The organism is Komagataeibacter swingsii, from assembly GCF_003207895.1.
GTDB classification, from domain to species: domain Bacteria; phylum Pseudomonadota; class Alphaproteobacteria; order Acetobacterales; family Acetobacteraceae; genus Komagataeibacter; species Komagataeibacter swingsii.
In genome coordinates this window covers 40,311-57,554 of record NZ_NKUB01000017.1, presented here as the reverse complement: position 1 = coordinate 57,554, position 17,244 = coordinate 40,311, and the positions used below count along the sequence as shown (strand labels likewise).

Genomic DNA, 17,244 nt, shown 5'->3' with positions numbered 1-17,244 from the left:
TCAGGGTCAGGCCGCCGGCCAGCGTGCCCGCGCCACTGCCCGACAGGGAGCCTGCCGTGCCGCCATTGGCCGTGACGGCCAGCGTGCCGTTATCGGCGATCGTGCCACCAACCGTGCCGCCATCCAGCGTGGTCGTGCCGTTATCCGCCACGTTGCCCGCAACGCTGCCCGACAGGTCCAGCCCGGCGCCCGAGGCAACCGTCGTGCCGCCTGTATAGATATTGGCACCCGACAGGGTTTCCGTGCCGCCAGCAACCGTCAGGCCGCCCGTGCCCGAAAGCGCGCCGGCATAGGTATCGGCCGCACTGGTCAGGGTCAGGCCGCCGGCCAGCGTGCCCGCGCCACTGCCCGACAGGGAGCCTGCCGTGCCGCCATTGGCCGTGACGGCCAGCGTGCCGTTATCGGCGATCGTGCCACCAACCGTGCCGCCATCCAGCGTGGTCGTGCCGTTATCCGACACGTTGCCCGCAACGCTGCCCGACAGGTCCAGCCCGGCGCCCGAGGCAACCGTCGTGCCGCCTGTATAGGTATTGGCACCCGACAGGGTTTCCGTGCCGCCTGCAACCGTCAGGCCGCTCGTGCCCGAAAGCGCGCCGGCATAGGTATCGGCCGCACTGGTCAGGGTCAGGCCGCCGGCCAGCGTGCCCGCGCCACTGCCCGACAGGGAGCCTGCCGTGCCACCATTGGCCGTGACGGCCAGCGTGCCGTTATCGGCGACCGTGCCATCAACGGTATCACCATCCAGTGTCAGCGTGCCGCTTGAGCCATTCGTCACATTGCCGGAAACGGTGTTGCCCGCTCCCAGTGTCAGGGCGCCTTCGTTTACGACACTACCAATTGTTCCACCCGTCGCAGTGGCCGTGGCACCTGCCCCGTTGTCGAGCGCACCCGTAACGATGCCATTTGTCAGGGTGGCGGTGCCGGTATTGGAGATATCCCCCCCGACCGTGCCGCCAGCCACATCGAGTGTCCCGGCGTTGCTGACCGTTCCCTGCCCCACTGACCCGGTAAGGTCCAGTCCGGCTCCGGAATCCACCGTGGTGCCACCGGTATAGCTATTGGCGCCCGACAGCGTTTCGGTGCCGCTCGCAATGGTCAGGCTACCTCCCGTGCCACTGGCCTGGCCGCTGAAGACGTTACCGAAGGTAGTATTACCATCTGCAATAGTCAGGTTTTTGTCACCCAGCACGAGCGCGCCACTTCCATCCAGTGCATTCACGGTCGTTCCGGAAGCGCTGACACCGGACACATCGAACGTACCGTTGTCATGCACACCGTCTGAGGCCGCGATGCTGCCGGCCCCGTCAAGCGCCAGCGTGCCGTTCTGGATCGTGGTGGCGCCTGAATAGGTATCGACTGACGTCAGCGTCGTTGTGCCGCTACCGCTCTGGGTCAGGCTACCTGTGCCGGAAATGACCTGTGACAAGGTCGTGGCGGCCGGATTATCGACTGTGAGGTTGCCGTTATCAACAATGGCGGCTGTATTCGCGATCGTGCCACTGGTCTGTCCATCGCCCAGTTGCAGGCTGCCCTGGGAGATCGTGGTCGTTCCGGAATAGGTATCGGCATTTGTCAGGATCGTAGAGCCGGTTCCCGCCTGGGTCAGGCTTTGTGTACCGGAAATGACGCCGCTCAGCGTTGCGGCGCCAGCGCCAATCTGGCTGACATTCCCGCTGCCGGAAATATCCCCGGCAAACGTGGTGGCGTCGGAACGGTCAAAGACCAGATTGCTGTCGTTGGTGACATTGCCGGTAATCGACCCGCTGGTACCGCCATCCCCGATCTGAAGCGTTCCGGCAGTAATGACCGTACCGCCACTATAGGTATTGGTGCCGGTCAGGATCGTCGTGCCAGTACCCTCCTGCACGACACCGCCTTTGCCTGCGGGGTCCAGGCTCGTATTATTGGCAATGTCACTGGCGAAGGTATTCGTATCCGATCGGTCAAAGGCAAGCGTACCATTATCGTAGGTGATGCCATCAATCCATCCGGTGGTACCACCCTGCCCCAGTTGCAGCGTGCCGCCAGAATTGATTTTGACCGTCGCCTGCGTCACGCTGGTATCGCCGGCCAGGACCAGCGTACCGTCATTCACATTGACGGCGAGGGTGGGGCTGAGCGATGTCAACGGCGCTTTTTCCGTCCCGACGACCCACTCCCCCGTCCCATCCTTGTTGAGGGTACCGAACCCGCTCACCTCATCCGTCAGGGCATCCGTTCCATTATCACCCGTCAGGTTCAGGGTCGCTGCGCTGCCACCACCAGAAACACTTCCGTTGACCGTAGACCCTTCATAAAAGGTAACAATATTCTTCAGGTTGCCGGATGATCCAAGGGTAATGTTACCGTTAACCGTAGCGCCCGATTCATTGGTGAAATAAATAGTACTGCTACTTGAATTCCCTATAACAATAGAATTCCCTGCCGTGATTGTCCCATAATTGTCTATTACATTTGGAATACTGTCGGTAGTGGCATCAGTTCCTTGAAACCACATCGCTGAACTGGTAGATGTTTCTATAAGACCATAGTTGGTTATGATATTGTTACCGCCAGTTGGATTGATCGCTTCACCATTACTTGCGCCACCAGACTGGATAATGCTGCCAGTCGAACTGACAGTTACGTTGGTATCCCCCCCGAATTCAACAACATTCGGCCCATTTCCATATGGTCCGTTGCCCTGGCCCGCACCCGTCACGGAACCAGCAATATCAATAGTGTTACTGCCTGAAGATGTACCGGAACCCATGCTGATTGCGGTGCCGGATGTATTGACCTGCGCTGTCGAACCAATGGTAAGGCTGCTAATCGTATCAGATTGCCCCGTACCAATTATGGTCGAGGTGGTGCCGGTGCAGGTGACTACCCCGGTAGTTCCACTGCAATCTGCATAAGATTTATACGGGACCATAATGGCCAGGCAGGTTGCGGAAAGCAACCACATACGCAACCCGGTTGCGGTTCCACCCCTGCGCCACGCGAAACATCCAGCCGCCATTAGGAATTATTTCCCCACTTTAGTTGTATTTGTAAAGTTTTGAGATAATTAAATCGAAAAAATTGTCTCTCATAATATACATCTATTTGTGAAGAATGGTCAAGCGGTCGATTGATCCTGATTCCACCGCACATTGCCATTCAACCGACAGGATATCATGGGAAAAATGCTCCAGATCCTGGTAACCGGGTGTTATTGATGGAAAACCATAACCATTGCCCAACGGTTGCCAGGATCGAACGGTATCGATGCATCACCGTCTTTTCCGCACCCTCCGATACGTTCTCCGGCTTATCTGGCAGATATACCGGAAGTCCGTTTTCCCCTTTAGAGACTGCTTGAAAAGTCAGCTCATGATAGCGCTTTAAAATTAAAAGAATTTTTTGGTGAAGCTTTTTGCAAAAGCTTCGAAAGAACGCCGCCTTTTTGAAAAAAGGCGGCACCTAAAAACTTTTATTATTTTTATCAATGAGTTATTTCAAATAGTCTCTTAGTAAGAACTGCAGCAAGGATTCGGTCGAAAACACTCGGAAACTCCAGAAAATGAACCAGTATATAAGATTCCATGCGGACAATACGCGACCAGAGCATCTTTCCACTAATCCGTGACAGACCACATCCCCAATTCCGCTGAACACGCGGCAACCATCCACGCGCGGCACGCCATGAATCAAAGGACAATATATGCATGTGAAACGCAGGGGTGCACCCGATTCGGCAGATCAGTAGACCCCGGGACCTAGAATTCCCAGCGGAAGCGCCCATGAATATCGCCGCCAGCCAAACGATTGCCATACTGCCCGACATAGGTAAAGTCTGACATCGACCCGATGGCTGACTTCTGCATTCAGGCCAACATCAATTACCGCGCCATCGCGCGAGAGCGGGACACCAGCGACTTCAAAGTCATTACAGCCTGATTCAAACGTTTCAAGCGTAGTCGGCAGGGTCAGGCCGAAGGCATGCCGGTTGTGTCATTATCGATGCAATTGGAGCCATTCTCCGCATATCCCGGTTCACGGCCACTCTGAAGCCAGGTTGCAACGCTACCGATTTCTGCCCGCCCAGATTGTCGAGCCAGATTTTTTCTGCGTTATTTACGATATGGCTATCACCAGCCAGGTTGATGATGCCCGCCCCTGACGCGCCATTGGTCAGGTTCCGCCCCGTTTATGATATGGTTACCGTAGCACCAGAACCAAAATTAAAGGCACCGGCATACATACTATTCCAGTCTTGGCATAATTACTGGTCGTGGCGCTCCACATACCGCGCTTGGCATATCCCTGTGAATTTTCGACGACCGTCCCCTCGACAATTATTGTTGCATTATTGCCTGCACCACTGCCACCATTAGGGGCTGCGCGCCCCGGCTCAGGTTCATGGCAACAGATTTTGAAAAATTATGTATCCTGCTTGCGTGCCTATATTGCCATATCAATGGAAAATATAGATTTTCTAATGAAACACTCCTGAATCTCATCGCAATACAGGCCTTGCAACAACCGGCACTGCGTCTGAACCTTGACATCCTTCATTATACGTTTATGCAAACGGTTGCAAGTATTTATTGCAGATGGTTACTGCCTGCGCATTTGCGGCGTATTCAGGCGTTTGGTCCCGAAGATCCACGCCCAACAGTCCTGTCCGGGAACTGACGCAGCGATGGTCGTGGCCTCAGACTGGCCAGCGATGCCGGTGAAATGACCTGTTACCATTTACTGCCGCCCATATCCTGGCACACCGGATCCACATCGAAAATTTCAACAGGATCAAGATATCGGATGTTTTTGTCACATAATTCTCTGGTCATGTTGATTAATCATTGCCGACATAAGCTGGCGTGGCTGATGCATCCATCCTCCCAATTCGACAGCTGACATGGGTCTGGCAAATAAATAACCCTGCAATACATCGCAGTTCAAACTTTCCAGCAGGTCATACTGAGCTTCCGTTTCCACCCCTTCGGTTACCACTGTCATGCCCAGGCGGTTGCCAATGCCAATTACAGCAGTGGTAACCGCCTGGGCATTCGAATCAGATTCAAGGTTCATGATAAAACTGCGGTCAATCTTGATTTCTGTCAGGGGCAGGCGTGTAAGACGGGAAAGACTGGAAAAACCGGTACCAAAATCATCCATGGATAGCCCGACACCTATCTGTCGCACGGACGAAAGTACTTTCATCGTCTCCTCACTTTCGTCCATCATCACGCTTTCGGTTATCTCAACCGTCAGTCGATCAGGTGAAAGCCCGTATTTCTGCAACACCCCGCCGATGAAGGACGCCAGGCCCCTGTTATTGAAATGCCCGGCCGACAGATTGACCGACACAACGGGTATCCGGACCCCGTCCCGGTCCCACTGGGTAAGCTGGCGGCAGGCCTCTTCCAGCGACCAGCTCCCAATAGCCTCGATCTGTCCGGTTTCTTCGGCCACGGCAATGAAGCGGGACGGAAAAATATTGCCAAGGGTGGGGTGATTCCACCGCGCGAGGGCTTCCACGCCGTATATCTCGCCCGTGCGGGCTTCAATCTGGGGTTGGTAATGAAGTTGAAGCATTCCTCTGGACAGGGACTCTCGCAATGCGCTCCCCAGCACCAATCGGTCTTCTGCCGCCCTGCTATCAGTCATACTGACCAGCCGATAGCCGCCCCGGGCTTCCTTTTTGGCCTGACGCATGGCGATTTCGGCATGGCTGATCATGGATTCCCCATCGGGTCCATTATCCGGGAAAATCGCGATTCCGATACTGAAAGATGCTGACAGGTGATTGCCCGCCACTTCCAGCGGGCGCTGCATGGCCTCAATAATGTTTTTGGTAAATTCAATCGCCATGTCTGCGGTGGCATTGGGTATGACAATAACGAAGTCATCCCCACCCGAACGACTGAGAATATAGTTGCTACGGCACAATTTCTTCAGCCGACCTGCAAGTATCTTCAGGAAAATATCACCCTGAAGATGGCCCAGCGCATCATTGATATCACGAAAGCGGTCAAGATCGAGCAGCAGTACCGCAAATTGGTTATCGCCGGGCTGGCTGATCATGGATTTAAGGATTTTATGCAGGGAAGAGCGGTTCAGGAAACCGGTCAACGGATCATAATTAGCCAACTGGGAAATATGCTGGCGGGCCTCGTACTGCTCGATCACGACACCACAGAAGGGTACCGCGCCACATACGATCTTCCGTGGCCAGTCCGCGGCCTTGTGCTGATTACGCGAATACAGGGCTAGGATACCCAATATTCTGCCATTGGATGCCTTGATTGCCGAAGCCCAGCAATCATGCAACCCAAGCGAGATGCCCAGCGAACGATAACTCTCCCACACCACGGAATCAGCTTCATCAAGATCCCTGGCAAGCGCCATGATGTCAGCATCGGTCAGAGTCATGTTTTCCAGCGCCATGCCAAAACGACGCGGAAGGCCGGTACCAGAAAGAATCTGCAGATTCTGGGTCGACGTGACAAGCATGAGCACGGCGACGGAATTGGGCACGAACCCCTCCACCCCCTTACAGACCAGATCGGCGACATCCTGTATAAGCATATCGCCCGACAGGGAGCGAAATACCGTGTTCTGAAGATCCAGAAGTTTCTTACGGTGACTTTCTTCCGTAACCCCCTTCACGAAGGCCATATAGTAGCGTTGCCCCGCCGCCCCGACCAGGGCCGTCGAGATGGACATCTCGGCGGAAACGTAATCTCCATTTTTACTTTCAAAGGTTATTTCGCGCGATGTGCCAACAATCCGGTTTATGCCGGTCGTCCGGTTCTGTGCTATGTAGGCGTCATGGTCATGCCTGTATTCCGTGGGAACAAGACATTTTACATTATTCCCCATGACTTCGGCCGCACTGTAACCCCACAACTTTTCTGCGGCCGCGTTAAAAAAAACGATGCGGTTCCGGTCATCTATAATGATCACGCCATCCCGCGCCTGTTTCAGCATATCCATGCAAATATCGGAATTTACGTTTTCTTCTGTTACAGGAAAAATTTCGTTACTCACGACTTTTATCCTTGTTCATATTTTCAATTTCGAAGAATTTTGGCCTTTTCTTCAATATTTCATAAAATACTGACCAGTATCTTATTTTACATGAAAGTGATCGCGGGAAGCAGGGATTTCCCGGAATACCCGGCAGACAGGCCGATAACAACCATGGAAATAAAATTCCCTACCGAAAAGAAACTGTCATATAAAATAAAAACAGATAATAAATTATGCTCCGACAATAACATCTGAAGCCTTGATAATGGCGATAGCCGGCTCCCCTGCCTGGAGGTTCATTTCGGCAACTGATTCATTTGTAATCGACGCGGTAATAACCTTACCCCCGATATCAATCAGGACGTGGGAGGTCGTAGCCCCTTTGATAATTTCGATTATTTTCCCAGGAATCTGGTTGCGTGCGCTTATCTTCATCGGTTTTCTCCCTTTCATTCAGTATAACTTACGGTTCAACTTACAAAAAAAGATGTATTCATACAGCACTGATGCCAACCTGAACGTCTCGTGGCTTTGCTGAATAAGGGGCAGATGTCACAATAACATGGGCGCCTGCCTTTACATATTGATCAACATTAATGGAATTAATTCCACCTGCAACAATAATATTTGGCGATAGCTTTGCCGCGGCGAGATCAACACATAGTCGCCTTACCTCATCAGGCGACAGCTTTTCCAGTTGCAATGCTTCCGCTCCGGCACGGGCTGCGGCCGTTGCGGTCGCGACATCGCTGACCTCAATGGCAATCCGCCGCTCAGGTGCGTTCTTCCGCAATCGCAATACAACATCGTTCATGCCCCTGCCCGGGTCCATGAAGGCAAGATGTTCCGCAAAAACAAGAATGGTATCCGAAAGGCCGGTACGGTGCATTATCCCGCCACCCGCCAGGACGGCACGCATCGCGATGGCCCGCGTCAGGGGCGGGGTCTTACGCGAACAGGCCACGGCCACTTCGGGGGTTGATGCCCCATCCACATGACGTGCGGCCATGACGATATCGTGCGTCTCCGTCGCGATACCCCCTGCCCATTCAAGCAATGTCTGAGAGACCTTCCATCCCAAATGCAGCGCGCCCGCCATCCCCCGCGCGCGCAGAAGCACCTGGCCCGGCGCAACGCGGATGCCACTTCCTGTCACCGTTTCCGTGTCCAGACCCAGGCGCGTCAAAAGGGCAGCGACATCCTCCGTGCAACAGACCACCTGTTCATGCCGTGCCGTAAATGTCATGACCCCCATACGCTGCCCGATACCCAATGCGCGTGTCGTCAGGTCGCCAAACGGCGCATCTTCGGCCATGAGCGTATCAAGCAGCGTATTGGCCAGCGGAACCATGCATTCATCCGAACTTGAACAGGACGCCATAGCCGCCTCGTGGATAATTCCATTCGATATCACCAGTTTTGGCACAAACAACACGACAGGTGCCGCATTCCATGCAGCCATCGGCGGTAATCTCAACCTGCCCCTGTTCGTTCTGGCTATAGCAGCCTGCGGGGCAAACCCGCGTCATGGCGACCAGTTCGCGCGATGGCACCTCATGGGGGCGCACCCGAATATGCGGACGCCCCACATCCACTACGTACCTGTTCTGAAATAGGCGGTTTTCAACCCGTTCATCGCTCATCGCCATGCCCTCGCAAGTCTGAATGCATCACCCAGCAGGCCAGTCAGGCCTCTGGCCTGCCGTGCACTGCGCAAGATCTCGCTCTCCTTGGATTTCTTGTCCCTGCCGTCCACGCGGAACCATGTCTGGGCCGAACGGTTCAGTAACCGCGGATAGATATCCATTATATTGTGGCCACCATGCTCAAGCATTCGCGGCACGTTTTTGTATTTCTTCATATCCTTCATTACGAAGGTTTCCTGCAACTGCGTTACGTAAGCCTGCAGGTTATCGCGGGTGCAGGCCAGACACGATCCCAGCACGTTTGCAATGGTCTCTCCAGCAATACGACCCGTCGTCATTGCCAGATTCGATCCCTCGCGATGCACGGCGTTCACAAAGTGGCCCGCATCCCCCACGACAATCCATCCATCGCCGACCAGATCGGGAACCGCTCTATAGCCGCCTTCAGGGATCAGATGCGCGGCATATTCCTTGATCTCGGCGCCCTCAAGCAATGCCCGGACACTGGGATGCGCCTTGAAACGGTCAAGGATGCCGTGCGGTGTGGCCTCACCGCTTTTGGCAAACTCGCTAACCAGGCACCCTACCCCCACCGAAATGGATTCCCGGTTGGTGTACAGGAAGGCCGTGCCGATCATACCATCCGTAACCGTGCCCATGGCCTCGATCACTACGCCTTCTTCCCCCCTGAGGTTGAAACGCGCGTCAATCACATCCTGTGGCAGGAAATGCATTTCCTTCACCGCCAATGCGACATCTTCCGGTCGGAGTTCCTTGCGCAGGCCGGAGCGTTGCCCGATCAGACCATTCACGCCTTCCGCCAGGACCACGACATCGGCAAATATGCCATCCCCGTCGCGATCAGTCTGAACACCAATGATACGGCGGTGTTCATCCGCGATCAGGCCGGTAACCGTTGTCTCGCACAGAACGGTCACCCCGATTTCACGAACACAGCGGTTAAACCATTTATCAAACTGGGCGCGGATGATTGTATAGCGGTTTGGCTTTTGCTCATTATAGTCATCACTTCGATGATGCATGCCGGTATGACCGCTGTCATCCATCATCCATATCCGCTGTTCGATTACATGGCGCTCCAGTGGTGCTTCCTCGCGAAAGTCCGGAATTATCCTTTCCAGTGCATCGGAATACAGGATCGCGCCCTGCACGTTCTTGGAACCTGCATATTCCCCACGTTCAATCTGGAGAACCTTAAGCCCGCGCTGCGCCATGGTGTAGGCTGCGGCATTGCCCGATGGCCCGGCGCCGACGACGATCGCGTCAAAATGTTCGTGTGTCATGGATCTTTCCTCACCCCGCCATACGATTGACGGCCAGGCGCTGCCGGAATACCCGTGTCAGGGTCGGCAACAGAGTGATAGCGTCAGTTGTGATGCCAATATCCGCGAAATCAAAAATCGGGGCCTGTGGATCGGTATTGATCGCAACGATCAGGTCCGCGCCTTCCACGCCGACACGATGCTGGATCGCCCCGGAAATGCCCGCCGCGATATAAAGACGCGGCCGAATGGTCTTTCCGGTCTGGCCGATCTGGCGCTCCGCGGGGATCCACCCTTTCTGCACCAGGGGGCGTGAACCACCCCAGTCCCCACCCAGCACCTGGGCCAGATCCCGAACAAGCTGCATGTTCTCACTGGTACGCAGCCCCAGGCCACCGGCAACCACGATATCGGCAAAGGCAAGCTGTGCGGCTTCATTTGCGGTATCAGGAAGGAAATCGAGCACCTTGGTGATCATGTCCTCTTCCCTGAGATCGACCGGGAATTCCACAATCCGTCCACTCTGCCTTTCCTGCGCGGTGGGCATGGCCATCACGCGCGGCCTTACCGTAGCCATCTGCGGACGGTAGTTCAGGGTGTGGATCGTACACAGAAGTGACCCACCAAAGGTCGGTCGCGTGGCGGCCAGCGAGCGTTCGCCGTCAATGGCCAGTTCGGTACAGTCAGCCGTCAGGCCTGTTTTAAGCGTGGTCGCCACCGCACCGGCCAGGTCACGCCCCAGAACCGTGGCACCCAGCAGCATGATTTCCGGTTGGTACGTCTCCACCAGGGATGTAATCACCCGCGTATAAGGCTCGTTGCGATAGTCGGCCAGCACGGGATCATCGGCTATATAGGCAACATCCGCGCCATAGCTGAAGGTGGTCGCGGCAACTTCATGCAGCGCCGCGCGACCGCTTCCCACGATGACAGCGGCAAGGTCTACATGCAACTGGTCCGCCAGCTTGCGCCCTTCCCCCAGCAATTCCAGCGAGACGGGATGAATCCTGCCATGCTCGAACTCGATAAACACCCATACATGTCGATAGGAACGGAAACGTTCGGGCAGTTCCCGCTTCATGCTGGCGCGCCCACCGCCCGCTGGCCGTGAAGATTTCGTATTCATGCCTGTCTCTCCTTCAATGTCCGGCCGCCTGCCGGAACAGGTCATCGCGAAGTCCAGGCTGGCGGCTGAAAATCTGGTCAACCAGGGCCTCGGCCATGCCAGAAGGCGATATCCCTTCGGTAGAAATCATTTCGGCCTTTTCATCGCGGGCGGTCGGAGCAAACACCTTCTTGACGACCGTGGGGGAACCGCGCAGCCCACACAGGGACGTGTCGGATATCCCCACCGTCGCGGCGTTCCACTGCACGATTTCGGCACGGGCCGCCCGCAACGCATCTGCCTGCGTTCCACGGCGGATTTCGTTTGATCCTTCCATCATGGTCACCATGACGGGCAGCCGGGAGCGCAGGACCTGCACGCCATGATCCCCACGTCGGCGCACGAGGATCTGCCGGTCCGTCAGATCCATGTCATCAATGCCCGATACATAAGTCAGCTGTGACAGGCCCAGCCGGCGGGCGATACCCGGCCCGACCTGTGCGGTATCACCATCAATGGTCTGCTTGCCACAGAATACGATGTCAGGCGCCCCCCACGTCTCGCCCGCCTTGCGGATGAGGTATGACAGGGCGTAACTCGTAGCCAGGGTATCCGACCCCGCGAAAACCCGGTCAGTCAGCAGTACGCCCCGGTCCGCCCCGAATGTAAGGGCCTTACGCAGGCTATCCACGGCCATCGGCGGCCCCATGGTCATTACCGTCACTTCGCCGCCAAACCGGTCGCGCAGACGAAGCGCCTGCTCCAGGCCGAACAGGTCATAGGGGTTGATGATGGTCGGCACCCCCTGCCGCATGATGGTGTTGGTGACAGGATGAACGCGGATCTGACCGCTGTCCGGAACCTGTTTGATACAGACAAATATTTGCATTGCCACGGCTCCCCTGGCGTGCTCCGCACTTCCTGCACGATCAGGCCGCAAAAAACGTGCCAACAGGCGCATCTGCAGAAACAGGGCTATTTTATTAAGGGTATCAGTCGAATAGGCACGACCGACAGGGTTACGTCAGGTTTGTTCCCGGCTTTGTGTCAATTCCGACAGGCTGACAAAATTACCTGCAGGACGGACGGCATCACGATGCACCTTGAATACCCGTTCCGTAATGGGCGTCGAGCAGGTGAAATCCTCGTAGGCGCGCTGGAGCTGCGCGCGGCATAGCGCGCGACAGGTTTCATTATCGGCGACATCCCCAAGGTTGCCCGCGTCGAGATAGCTGCCCATACGTCGCAGGATATGCAGCCTCGCGACATTCAGTACCCGTGGTTCATAATCTACATCCAGCAGACGGAAAAAATCTTCCGCGGATGAAAGGCCACGCAGTTCGTCAAGTATTTCCATGTTTCCATTCCCTGCCCTGTTAAACTGGTATGGTGCCGTATCATTGCTATGCCTGGCCGCAGGTCGTCATGGCGGCATGCATCTCCGCCACTTCACCAAGCGTAACGGTCCGTTTGCCTTGCGCCGCACGCGCGCGCACGGACACCAGGATGGTGGCGACCAGCGGCTCATCCGCCTCAAGTCCAAGGGTTTCGAGCGCATGGCGCATGGCGGCGCGGCCGGAATGCTTTCCCAGAACGATTTCGCGCCGCCGCCCGAACTGCAATGGATCCAGTTCTTCGTACGTTTCCCTGTCACGTAGCAGCCCGGATACATGTATGCCTGATTCATGCTGGAACACGGCCTGCCCCACGATGGCCTTGTCCACCGGGATTTCCCGGGTGGCGGCACGCGCCACCAGTGCCGCCAGGCCTGGCAGGTGTGTGGGCCTGACGTTGCTCTGATGCCCGCCGATCCGCTGCGCGCCTGTCACCACTTCTTCCAGCGCGGCATTGCCCGCCCGCTCCCCCAGCCCCAGGACGGTCACGCTTGCACTGTCCACGCCGGCACGGATAGCCGCGAGCGTGTTGGCTGTAGCCAGTCCGAGATCGTCATGGCCGTGGAATTCAAGTTGCAGGTGAAAAATATCCCGTAACCGTTTCATGGCGTCATGAACGCTGAACGGGTCCATGACGCCCAGCGTATCAGCATAACGGAACCGGAACGCCCCTGCCGCCTGCACAATACCGACCAGATCATGCAGGAAGGTGATATCGGCCCGACTGGCATCCTCTCCGCCAACGGAAACGGCAAGGCCACAATCCCGCGCACGCGACACCACATCAGCAACCATCCTGAGCACCTGCCCGGATGACATACGATATTTAGCCATGATCTGCCGCACCGAGGTGGAAACCGACAGATGAATGGTTCCCAGCCCGGTCTGCCGAGCTGCCAGAATGTCGTCATGCCGCATACGGCACCAGGGGATTACACGCGCGTGCCGCACCGCGTCGGCAATCGCCCTGATCGCGGCGATTTCCTGTTCACCCATCGCCGGTATGCCGGCCTCGATGTCGTCTACGCCCGCCCTGTCCAGGGCACGGGCGATTTCGAGTTTTTCAGGGGTCGTAAACGCGACGCCAGGTGCCTGTTCGCCATCCCTGAGGGTCGTATCATTCACGATCAGTCGATTACAATCCTGCATACCATGACCTTCCAGCCGGGCTGCGCGCAAGGGTGAAAATCAGGCGTAAGTGGGTGCAAAACCGGACTGTACGGCGTTCTTCCCGTCCCAGAACGGCGACATTTCCCGCAACCTGGCGATGATCGCCGGCATGACTTCCAGCACATGATCCACGTCAGCATCCGTGTTTTCGCGAGAGAAGGAAAAGCGGATCGCCCCATGTGCCGCTGTGTACGGCACGTTCATCGCCCTGAGCACATGGGACGGTTCGAGTGATCCGGACGTGCAGGCTGATCCTGATGACGCGGCGATGCCCGCCTTGTTCAGCAAAAGCAGGATCGCCTCGCCTTCGATGAACTCAAACGCGACATTCGAGGTATTGGGCAGACGATTTTCCGTGTCGCCCGCAACGAAGGCATTGCCGATACGCTGCAAAAGCCCCTGTTCCAGCCTGTCACGCAGCGCGCGCACACGGGTATTTTCTTCCTCGATATGCTCTTTGGCCAGTTCCGCGGCGACGCCGAGGCCGATGATACCGGGCGCATTCTCGGTTCCGGCGCGTCGGCCCCGTTCCTGATGGCCACCGCGGATCAGCGGCCGCAGTCGTACGCCCCGGCGCACATAGAGTGCTCCGATCCCTTTGGGGCCGTGAAACTTGTGTCCTGAAAGCGACAGCATGTCGATCGCCGTGTCCTTCAGGTTCATGGGAATCTTGCCGACCGCCTGTACCGCGTCGGTATGGAACAGGGCACCGGCCTCATGCGCGAGTTCAGCAAGCATCGCTACGGGGAAAAGCGTGCCCGTCTCGTTATTGGCCCACATGACGGACGCAATGGCGGTACGTGGCGACAGGGCATGACGGTATGCCTCGATATCCAGCCGGCCGCGCGCATCAACGCCGATATAATGCACCCTGGTGCCCCGGGACTTCTCCAGCCATGCACACAGGGCAAGAACGGCGGGATGTTCGACAGCGGTCGTGACAATTTCGTTACGGCCGCCCTGCGTCTCCAATGCGGAAAGGATAGCGGTATTGTCGGATTCCGTCCCCCCGCCGGTAAAGACAATCTCATGGTCGAACGCCGCGCCCAGCAATGCCTGGAGCTGCTGCCGCCCCTTCCGCAGCGCGGCGCCGACATCCGATCCAAAGGCGTGCATTGACGACGCGTTGCCGAACTGTTCCGTGAAGAATGGAAGCATCGCGGCAACAGCCGCCGGATCGACACGGGTCGTTGCATTGTTATCCAGATAAACCGCCTTCATCGCCCATACTCCCTTACTGTCCGGCCGTAACCGGAATGACACGTACCGGCATGCCCAGCCGTTCAGCCAGACGCCCCTGAATTCCCTGTACCGTGACGGCAGCCAACTGGCAGTTGACACAGGCCCCGCTCATGCGGACCATCACGCGGTTTTCCTCGACATCGACCAGTTCGCAATCCCCCCCGTCATTGCGCAGGGCAGGTCGCAGTTCCTCCAGTACTTCCTCAATGGCCCGGATCTTCTGGACGGTCGTCATTCTGGAACTGGATGGCTGCGGCGGCGCGATGGGTGACCTGCGCTGCTTATGGGCGGGAACGACCGGCGCCCCACCAGCGACAAAAGCCAGGGCCGGATCAAGCAGACCTTCGGCCACCATTGCCGCATTGGTCCGCTCAAGCACGGTTTCCACGCCTTCGACGCATGTACCGCAACTGCCTGTCGCCTTGGTGAAATAGGCAACCTGTTCCATGGTCGTCAGGGCGTTATTCCGGACGGCGCGTTCGATCATCCCTTCATCGACACCGAAACATTTGCATAGCAACGCGCCTTCCTCGTGATCGTCTTCCCAGACCTCACCACGGTAATTCGCCACTGCCGCACGAAGGGCTTCATAGCCCATTACCGAACAGTGCATTTTTTCCGGCGGCAACCCGCCCAGAAAATCAGCAATGTCCTGATTGGTGATTTTCAGGGCTTCATCGAGCGTCTTGCCGATAATGATCTCGGTCAGGGCAGAAGACGACGCAATCGCCGAACCGCATCCGAATGTCTGGAACCGCGCATCGGTGATCCGCTCGTCTTCCGGGTCCACCTTGATCATGAGTTTCAGCGCATCGCCACAGGCTATCGCGCCGACCTCTCCAATGCCGCTGGCATCTTCCAGCATTCCCGCATTTTTAGGATTGAAGAAGTAATCCTGGACTTTTTCAGAATATTCCCACATAGGCCCTGCCTCCCGCTACCGGATGAAACCACCTGGCGCGCGTCTTAGCTGAAGGATTTTCCACACGAACATTTTGACGCCGCGTTCGGATTGTCGAATGAGAAACCGGACTGCTCCAGAGTAACCACAAAATCGACCGTTGTTCCCTGCAGGTGCGGCATGCTCTGGGCATCGACGAAAACCTTTACGCCGTCCACTTCCACAATCACGTCGGATGGTTCGGGTGCCGAAACCAGGCCCATCATGTATTTGAAGCCGGAACAGCCACCGGCCTCTACCATGATGCGAATTCCCTCGGCGGTGGCAGCGGCTCCGGCAATCGCGGAACGGACGGCCTCGCACGCACTTGGCGTAAGCTGGATCATCGCAAACTCCCCTTTCCCTGGATGATGCATTGGAAGGGAAGCAAGGCGCATGCCAAGGAAATGCCGGCAGATATGGCCAAAGCTTTCCGCAAACCTGTCCGTTTTGCAACTTTGTCGGGTTCCCGACGTGTGGGGCGCAAAAAAATCCCGGCCAGGGCCGGGATTGGATATATTATTACTTTACAATAATGATATCAGCCCATGCGGTTCGCCGCGATCCGCGCCAGCAGGCTCTCTCCGTCCTCGTCACCAAAACAGGCATCAAAATCATCACATTCATCACAGACGGGCGTGGAACACAGACGGTATCCTTCATCCCGGCATATCATGCGGAAGAAAAACTTCTTCCACTTCATATCCGCAGTATTGCGCCGCGCCAGCGGTTCGAAATGACGTTCCAGCAACCATGACAGTTCACGCCGATGGCGCAGTCCCAGATCCTGCCACAGATGGTTTGGCTCCATTGCCCGCCGGGCGATCAGTGACACGAGGGCATTCCCCCAGTCCGCATTATCCGTACAGCCGCGCCGCAGCAGGTCACGCAGCGTGTCCTCGGTCTCGCCCACTTCCGGCACGGGCATGCCAGCCAACCGGCTGAAACGTTCCGTCGTGCCCGGCAGTATCCTGCTGACCAGCGCCAGCATCTCCTGCCCGCCCAATCCGGTCATTTGCGACAGCAGGCATTTCCGTTCGTGCGCCTGAAACAGGGAAACAGCCAGGATGGATGCAACCACGTGCGCGTCAAACTGGTCGCATTCCCCCCCCGCGCTTCCGGCCATCAGCCAGCCGTAGATTTCCGTGGCCTGCATCGCTTTCTCATCCTTTCTGGTTTCTCAGGCAGCTCCATGGGTCTGGCAGTCGGTCGGGCAGACCCGTGCGCAGGCCCCGCACCCGATACAGGCCCCGCCATCCACCAGCACCATCACGCGCCGTTCGACATCCCCGTCATCCTCGTCCTCATCCGCGACGATGTTACCTTCGTCATCAATTCCGCGCAGGGTCATGACGCCCCTTCCGCACACCTTGAAGCAGCGGCCGCATCCTATGCAGACCGCCGGATCAATCGAGAGAAGATAGTCTGGCTGCCATGGCCGCCCGTCACGTGTGACACACTGCAT

At 56.8% G+C, this 17,244-nt stretch carries 17 protein-coding genes; 1 reads left to right on the top strand and 16 read right to left on the bottom strand.

Features of this window, described 5'->3' with window-relative positions:
• Positions 1-2,197 (bottom strand): beta strand repeat-containing protein (locus CFR76_RS12445; RefSeq protein ID WP_208623992.1); only part of this gene is annotated, 2,197 nt, incomplete at its 3' end.
• Between the two features lie 959 nt (positions 2,198-3,156).
• The gene (locus CFR76_RS18105; RefSeq protein WP_167402129.1) at positions 3,157-3,444 is read right to left on the bottom strand and encodes a hypothetical protein; all 288 of its coding nucleotides are present in this window, start codon (positions 3,442-3,444) and stop codon (positions 3,157-3,159) included.
• A 939-nt stretch (positions 3,445-4,383) separates the two neighbouring features.
• On the opposite strand from CFR76_RS18105, the gene CFR76_RS17770 reads away from it, so the two are divergent.
• Positions 4,384-4,659, top strand: a complete 276-nt coding sequence (locus CFR76_RS17770; protein ID WP_146222675.1) for a hypothetical protein — start codon at positions 4,384-4,386, stop codon at positions 4,657-4,659.
• A gap of 135 nt (positions 4,660-4,794) precedes the next feature.
• Here the strand turns inward: CFR76_RS17770 and CFR76_RS12440 are convergent, their stop codons facing one another.
• From CFR76_RS12440 to fdxB, 14 genes are all read right to left on the bottom strand, one after another.
• Positions 4,795-6,963, bottom strand: a complete 2,169-nt coding sequence (locus CFR76_RS12440; RefSeq protein WP_110557325.1) for an EAL domain-containing protein — start codon at positions 6,961-6,963, stop codon at positions 4,795-4,797.
• 267 nt (positions 6,964-7,230) lie between these two features.
• Positions 7,231-7,434 carry a TOBE domain-containing protein gene (locus CFR76_RS12435; RefSeq protein ID WP_110557324.1) on the bottom strand — a complete coding sequence of 68 codons (204 nt, stop codon included), beginning with the start codon at positions 7,432-7,434 and terminating at the stop codon, positions 7,231-7,233.
• 58 nt (positions 7,435-7,492) lie between these two features.
• Positions 7,493-8,350, bottom strand: coding sequence for a ModD protein (modD, locus tag CFR76_RS12430; RefSeq protein WP_110557323.1), 858 nt, complete (start codon positions 8,348-8,350; stop codon positions 7,493-7,495).
• A 4-nt stretch (positions 8,351-8,354) separates the two neighbouring features.
• Positions 8,355-8,642: a ferredoxin family protein gene (locus CFR76_RS12425; protein ID WP_110557322.1), complete on the bottom strand. Its 288-nt coding sequence runs from the start codon at positions 8,640-8,642 to the stop codon at positions 8,355-8,357.
• Positions 8,639-9,949: an FAD-dependent oxidoreductase gene (locus CFR76_RS12420; RefSeq protein ID WP_110557321.1), complete on the bottom strand. Its 1,311-nt coding sequence runs from the start codon at positions 9,947-9,949 to the stop codon at positions 8,639-8,641. Before CFR76_RS12420 ends, CFR76_RS12425 begins: the two co-directional genes overlap by 4 nt.
• Before the next feature lie 10 nt (positions 9,950-9,959).
• Positions 9,960-11,054: an electron transfer flavoprotein subunit alpha/FixB family protein gene (locus CFR76_RS12415; RefSeq protein ID WP_110557320.1), complete on the bottom strand. Its 1,095-nt coding sequence runs from the start codon at positions 11,052-11,054 to the stop codon at positions 9,960-9,962.
• 13 nt (positions 11,055-11,067) lie between these two features.
• Positions 11,068-11,922, bottom strand: coding sequence for an electron transfer flavoprotein subunit beta/FixA family protein (locus tag CFR76_RS12410; protein ID WP_110557319.1), 855 nt, complete (start codon positions 11,920-11,922; stop codon positions 11,068-11,070).
• Positions 11,923-12,057: 135 nt separating this feature from the next.
• Positions 12,058-12,390, bottom strand: coding sequence for a nitrogenase stabilizing/protective protein NifW (gene nifW, locus CFR76_RS12405; protein WP_110557318.1), 333 nt, complete (start codon positions 12,388-12,390; stop codon positions 12,058-12,060).
• Positions 12,391-12,436: 46 nt separating this feature from the next.
• The gene (nifV, locus tag CFR76_RS12400; RefSeq protein ID WP_110557317.1) at positions 12,437-13,576 is read right to left on the bottom strand and encodes a homocitrate synthase; all 1,140 of its coding nucleotides are present in this window, start codon (positions 13,574-13,576) and stop codon (positions 12,437-12,439) included.
• 39 nt (positions 13,577-13,615) lie between these two features.
• Entirely contained in the window at positions 13,616-14,818 is a 1,203-nt protein-coding gene (gene nifS / locus CFR76_RS12395; protein ID WP_110557316.1) for a cysteine desulfurase NifS, read from the bottom strand.
• 13 nt (positions 14,819-14,831) lie between these two features.
• Entirely contained in the window at positions 14,832-15,761 is a 930-nt protein-coding gene (nifU, locus tag CFR76_RS12390; protein ID WP_110557315.1) for a Fe-S cluster assembly protein NifU, read from the bottom strand.
• A 44-nt stretch (positions 15,762-15,805) separates the two neighbouring features.
• Positions 15,806-16,126, bottom strand: a complete 321-nt coding sequence (locus tag CFR76_RS12385) for a HesB/IscA family protein (protein ID WP_110557330.1) — start codon at positions 16,124-16,126, stop codon at positions 15,806-15,808.
• Positions 16,127-16,320: 194 nt separating this feature from the next.
• Positions 16,321-16,935: a nitrogen fixation protein NifQ gene (locus tag CFR76_RS12380; protein WP_110557314.1), complete on the bottom strand. Its 615-nt coding sequence runs from the start codon at positions 16,933-16,935 to the stop codon at positions 16,321-16,323.
• A gap of 24 nt (positions 16,936-16,959) precedes the next feature.
• Positions 16,960-17,244, bottom strand: coding sequence for a ferredoxin III, nif-specific (gene fdxB / locus CFR76_RS12375; protein ID WP_110557313.1), 285 nt, complete (start codon positions 17,242-17,244; stop codon positions 16,960-16,962).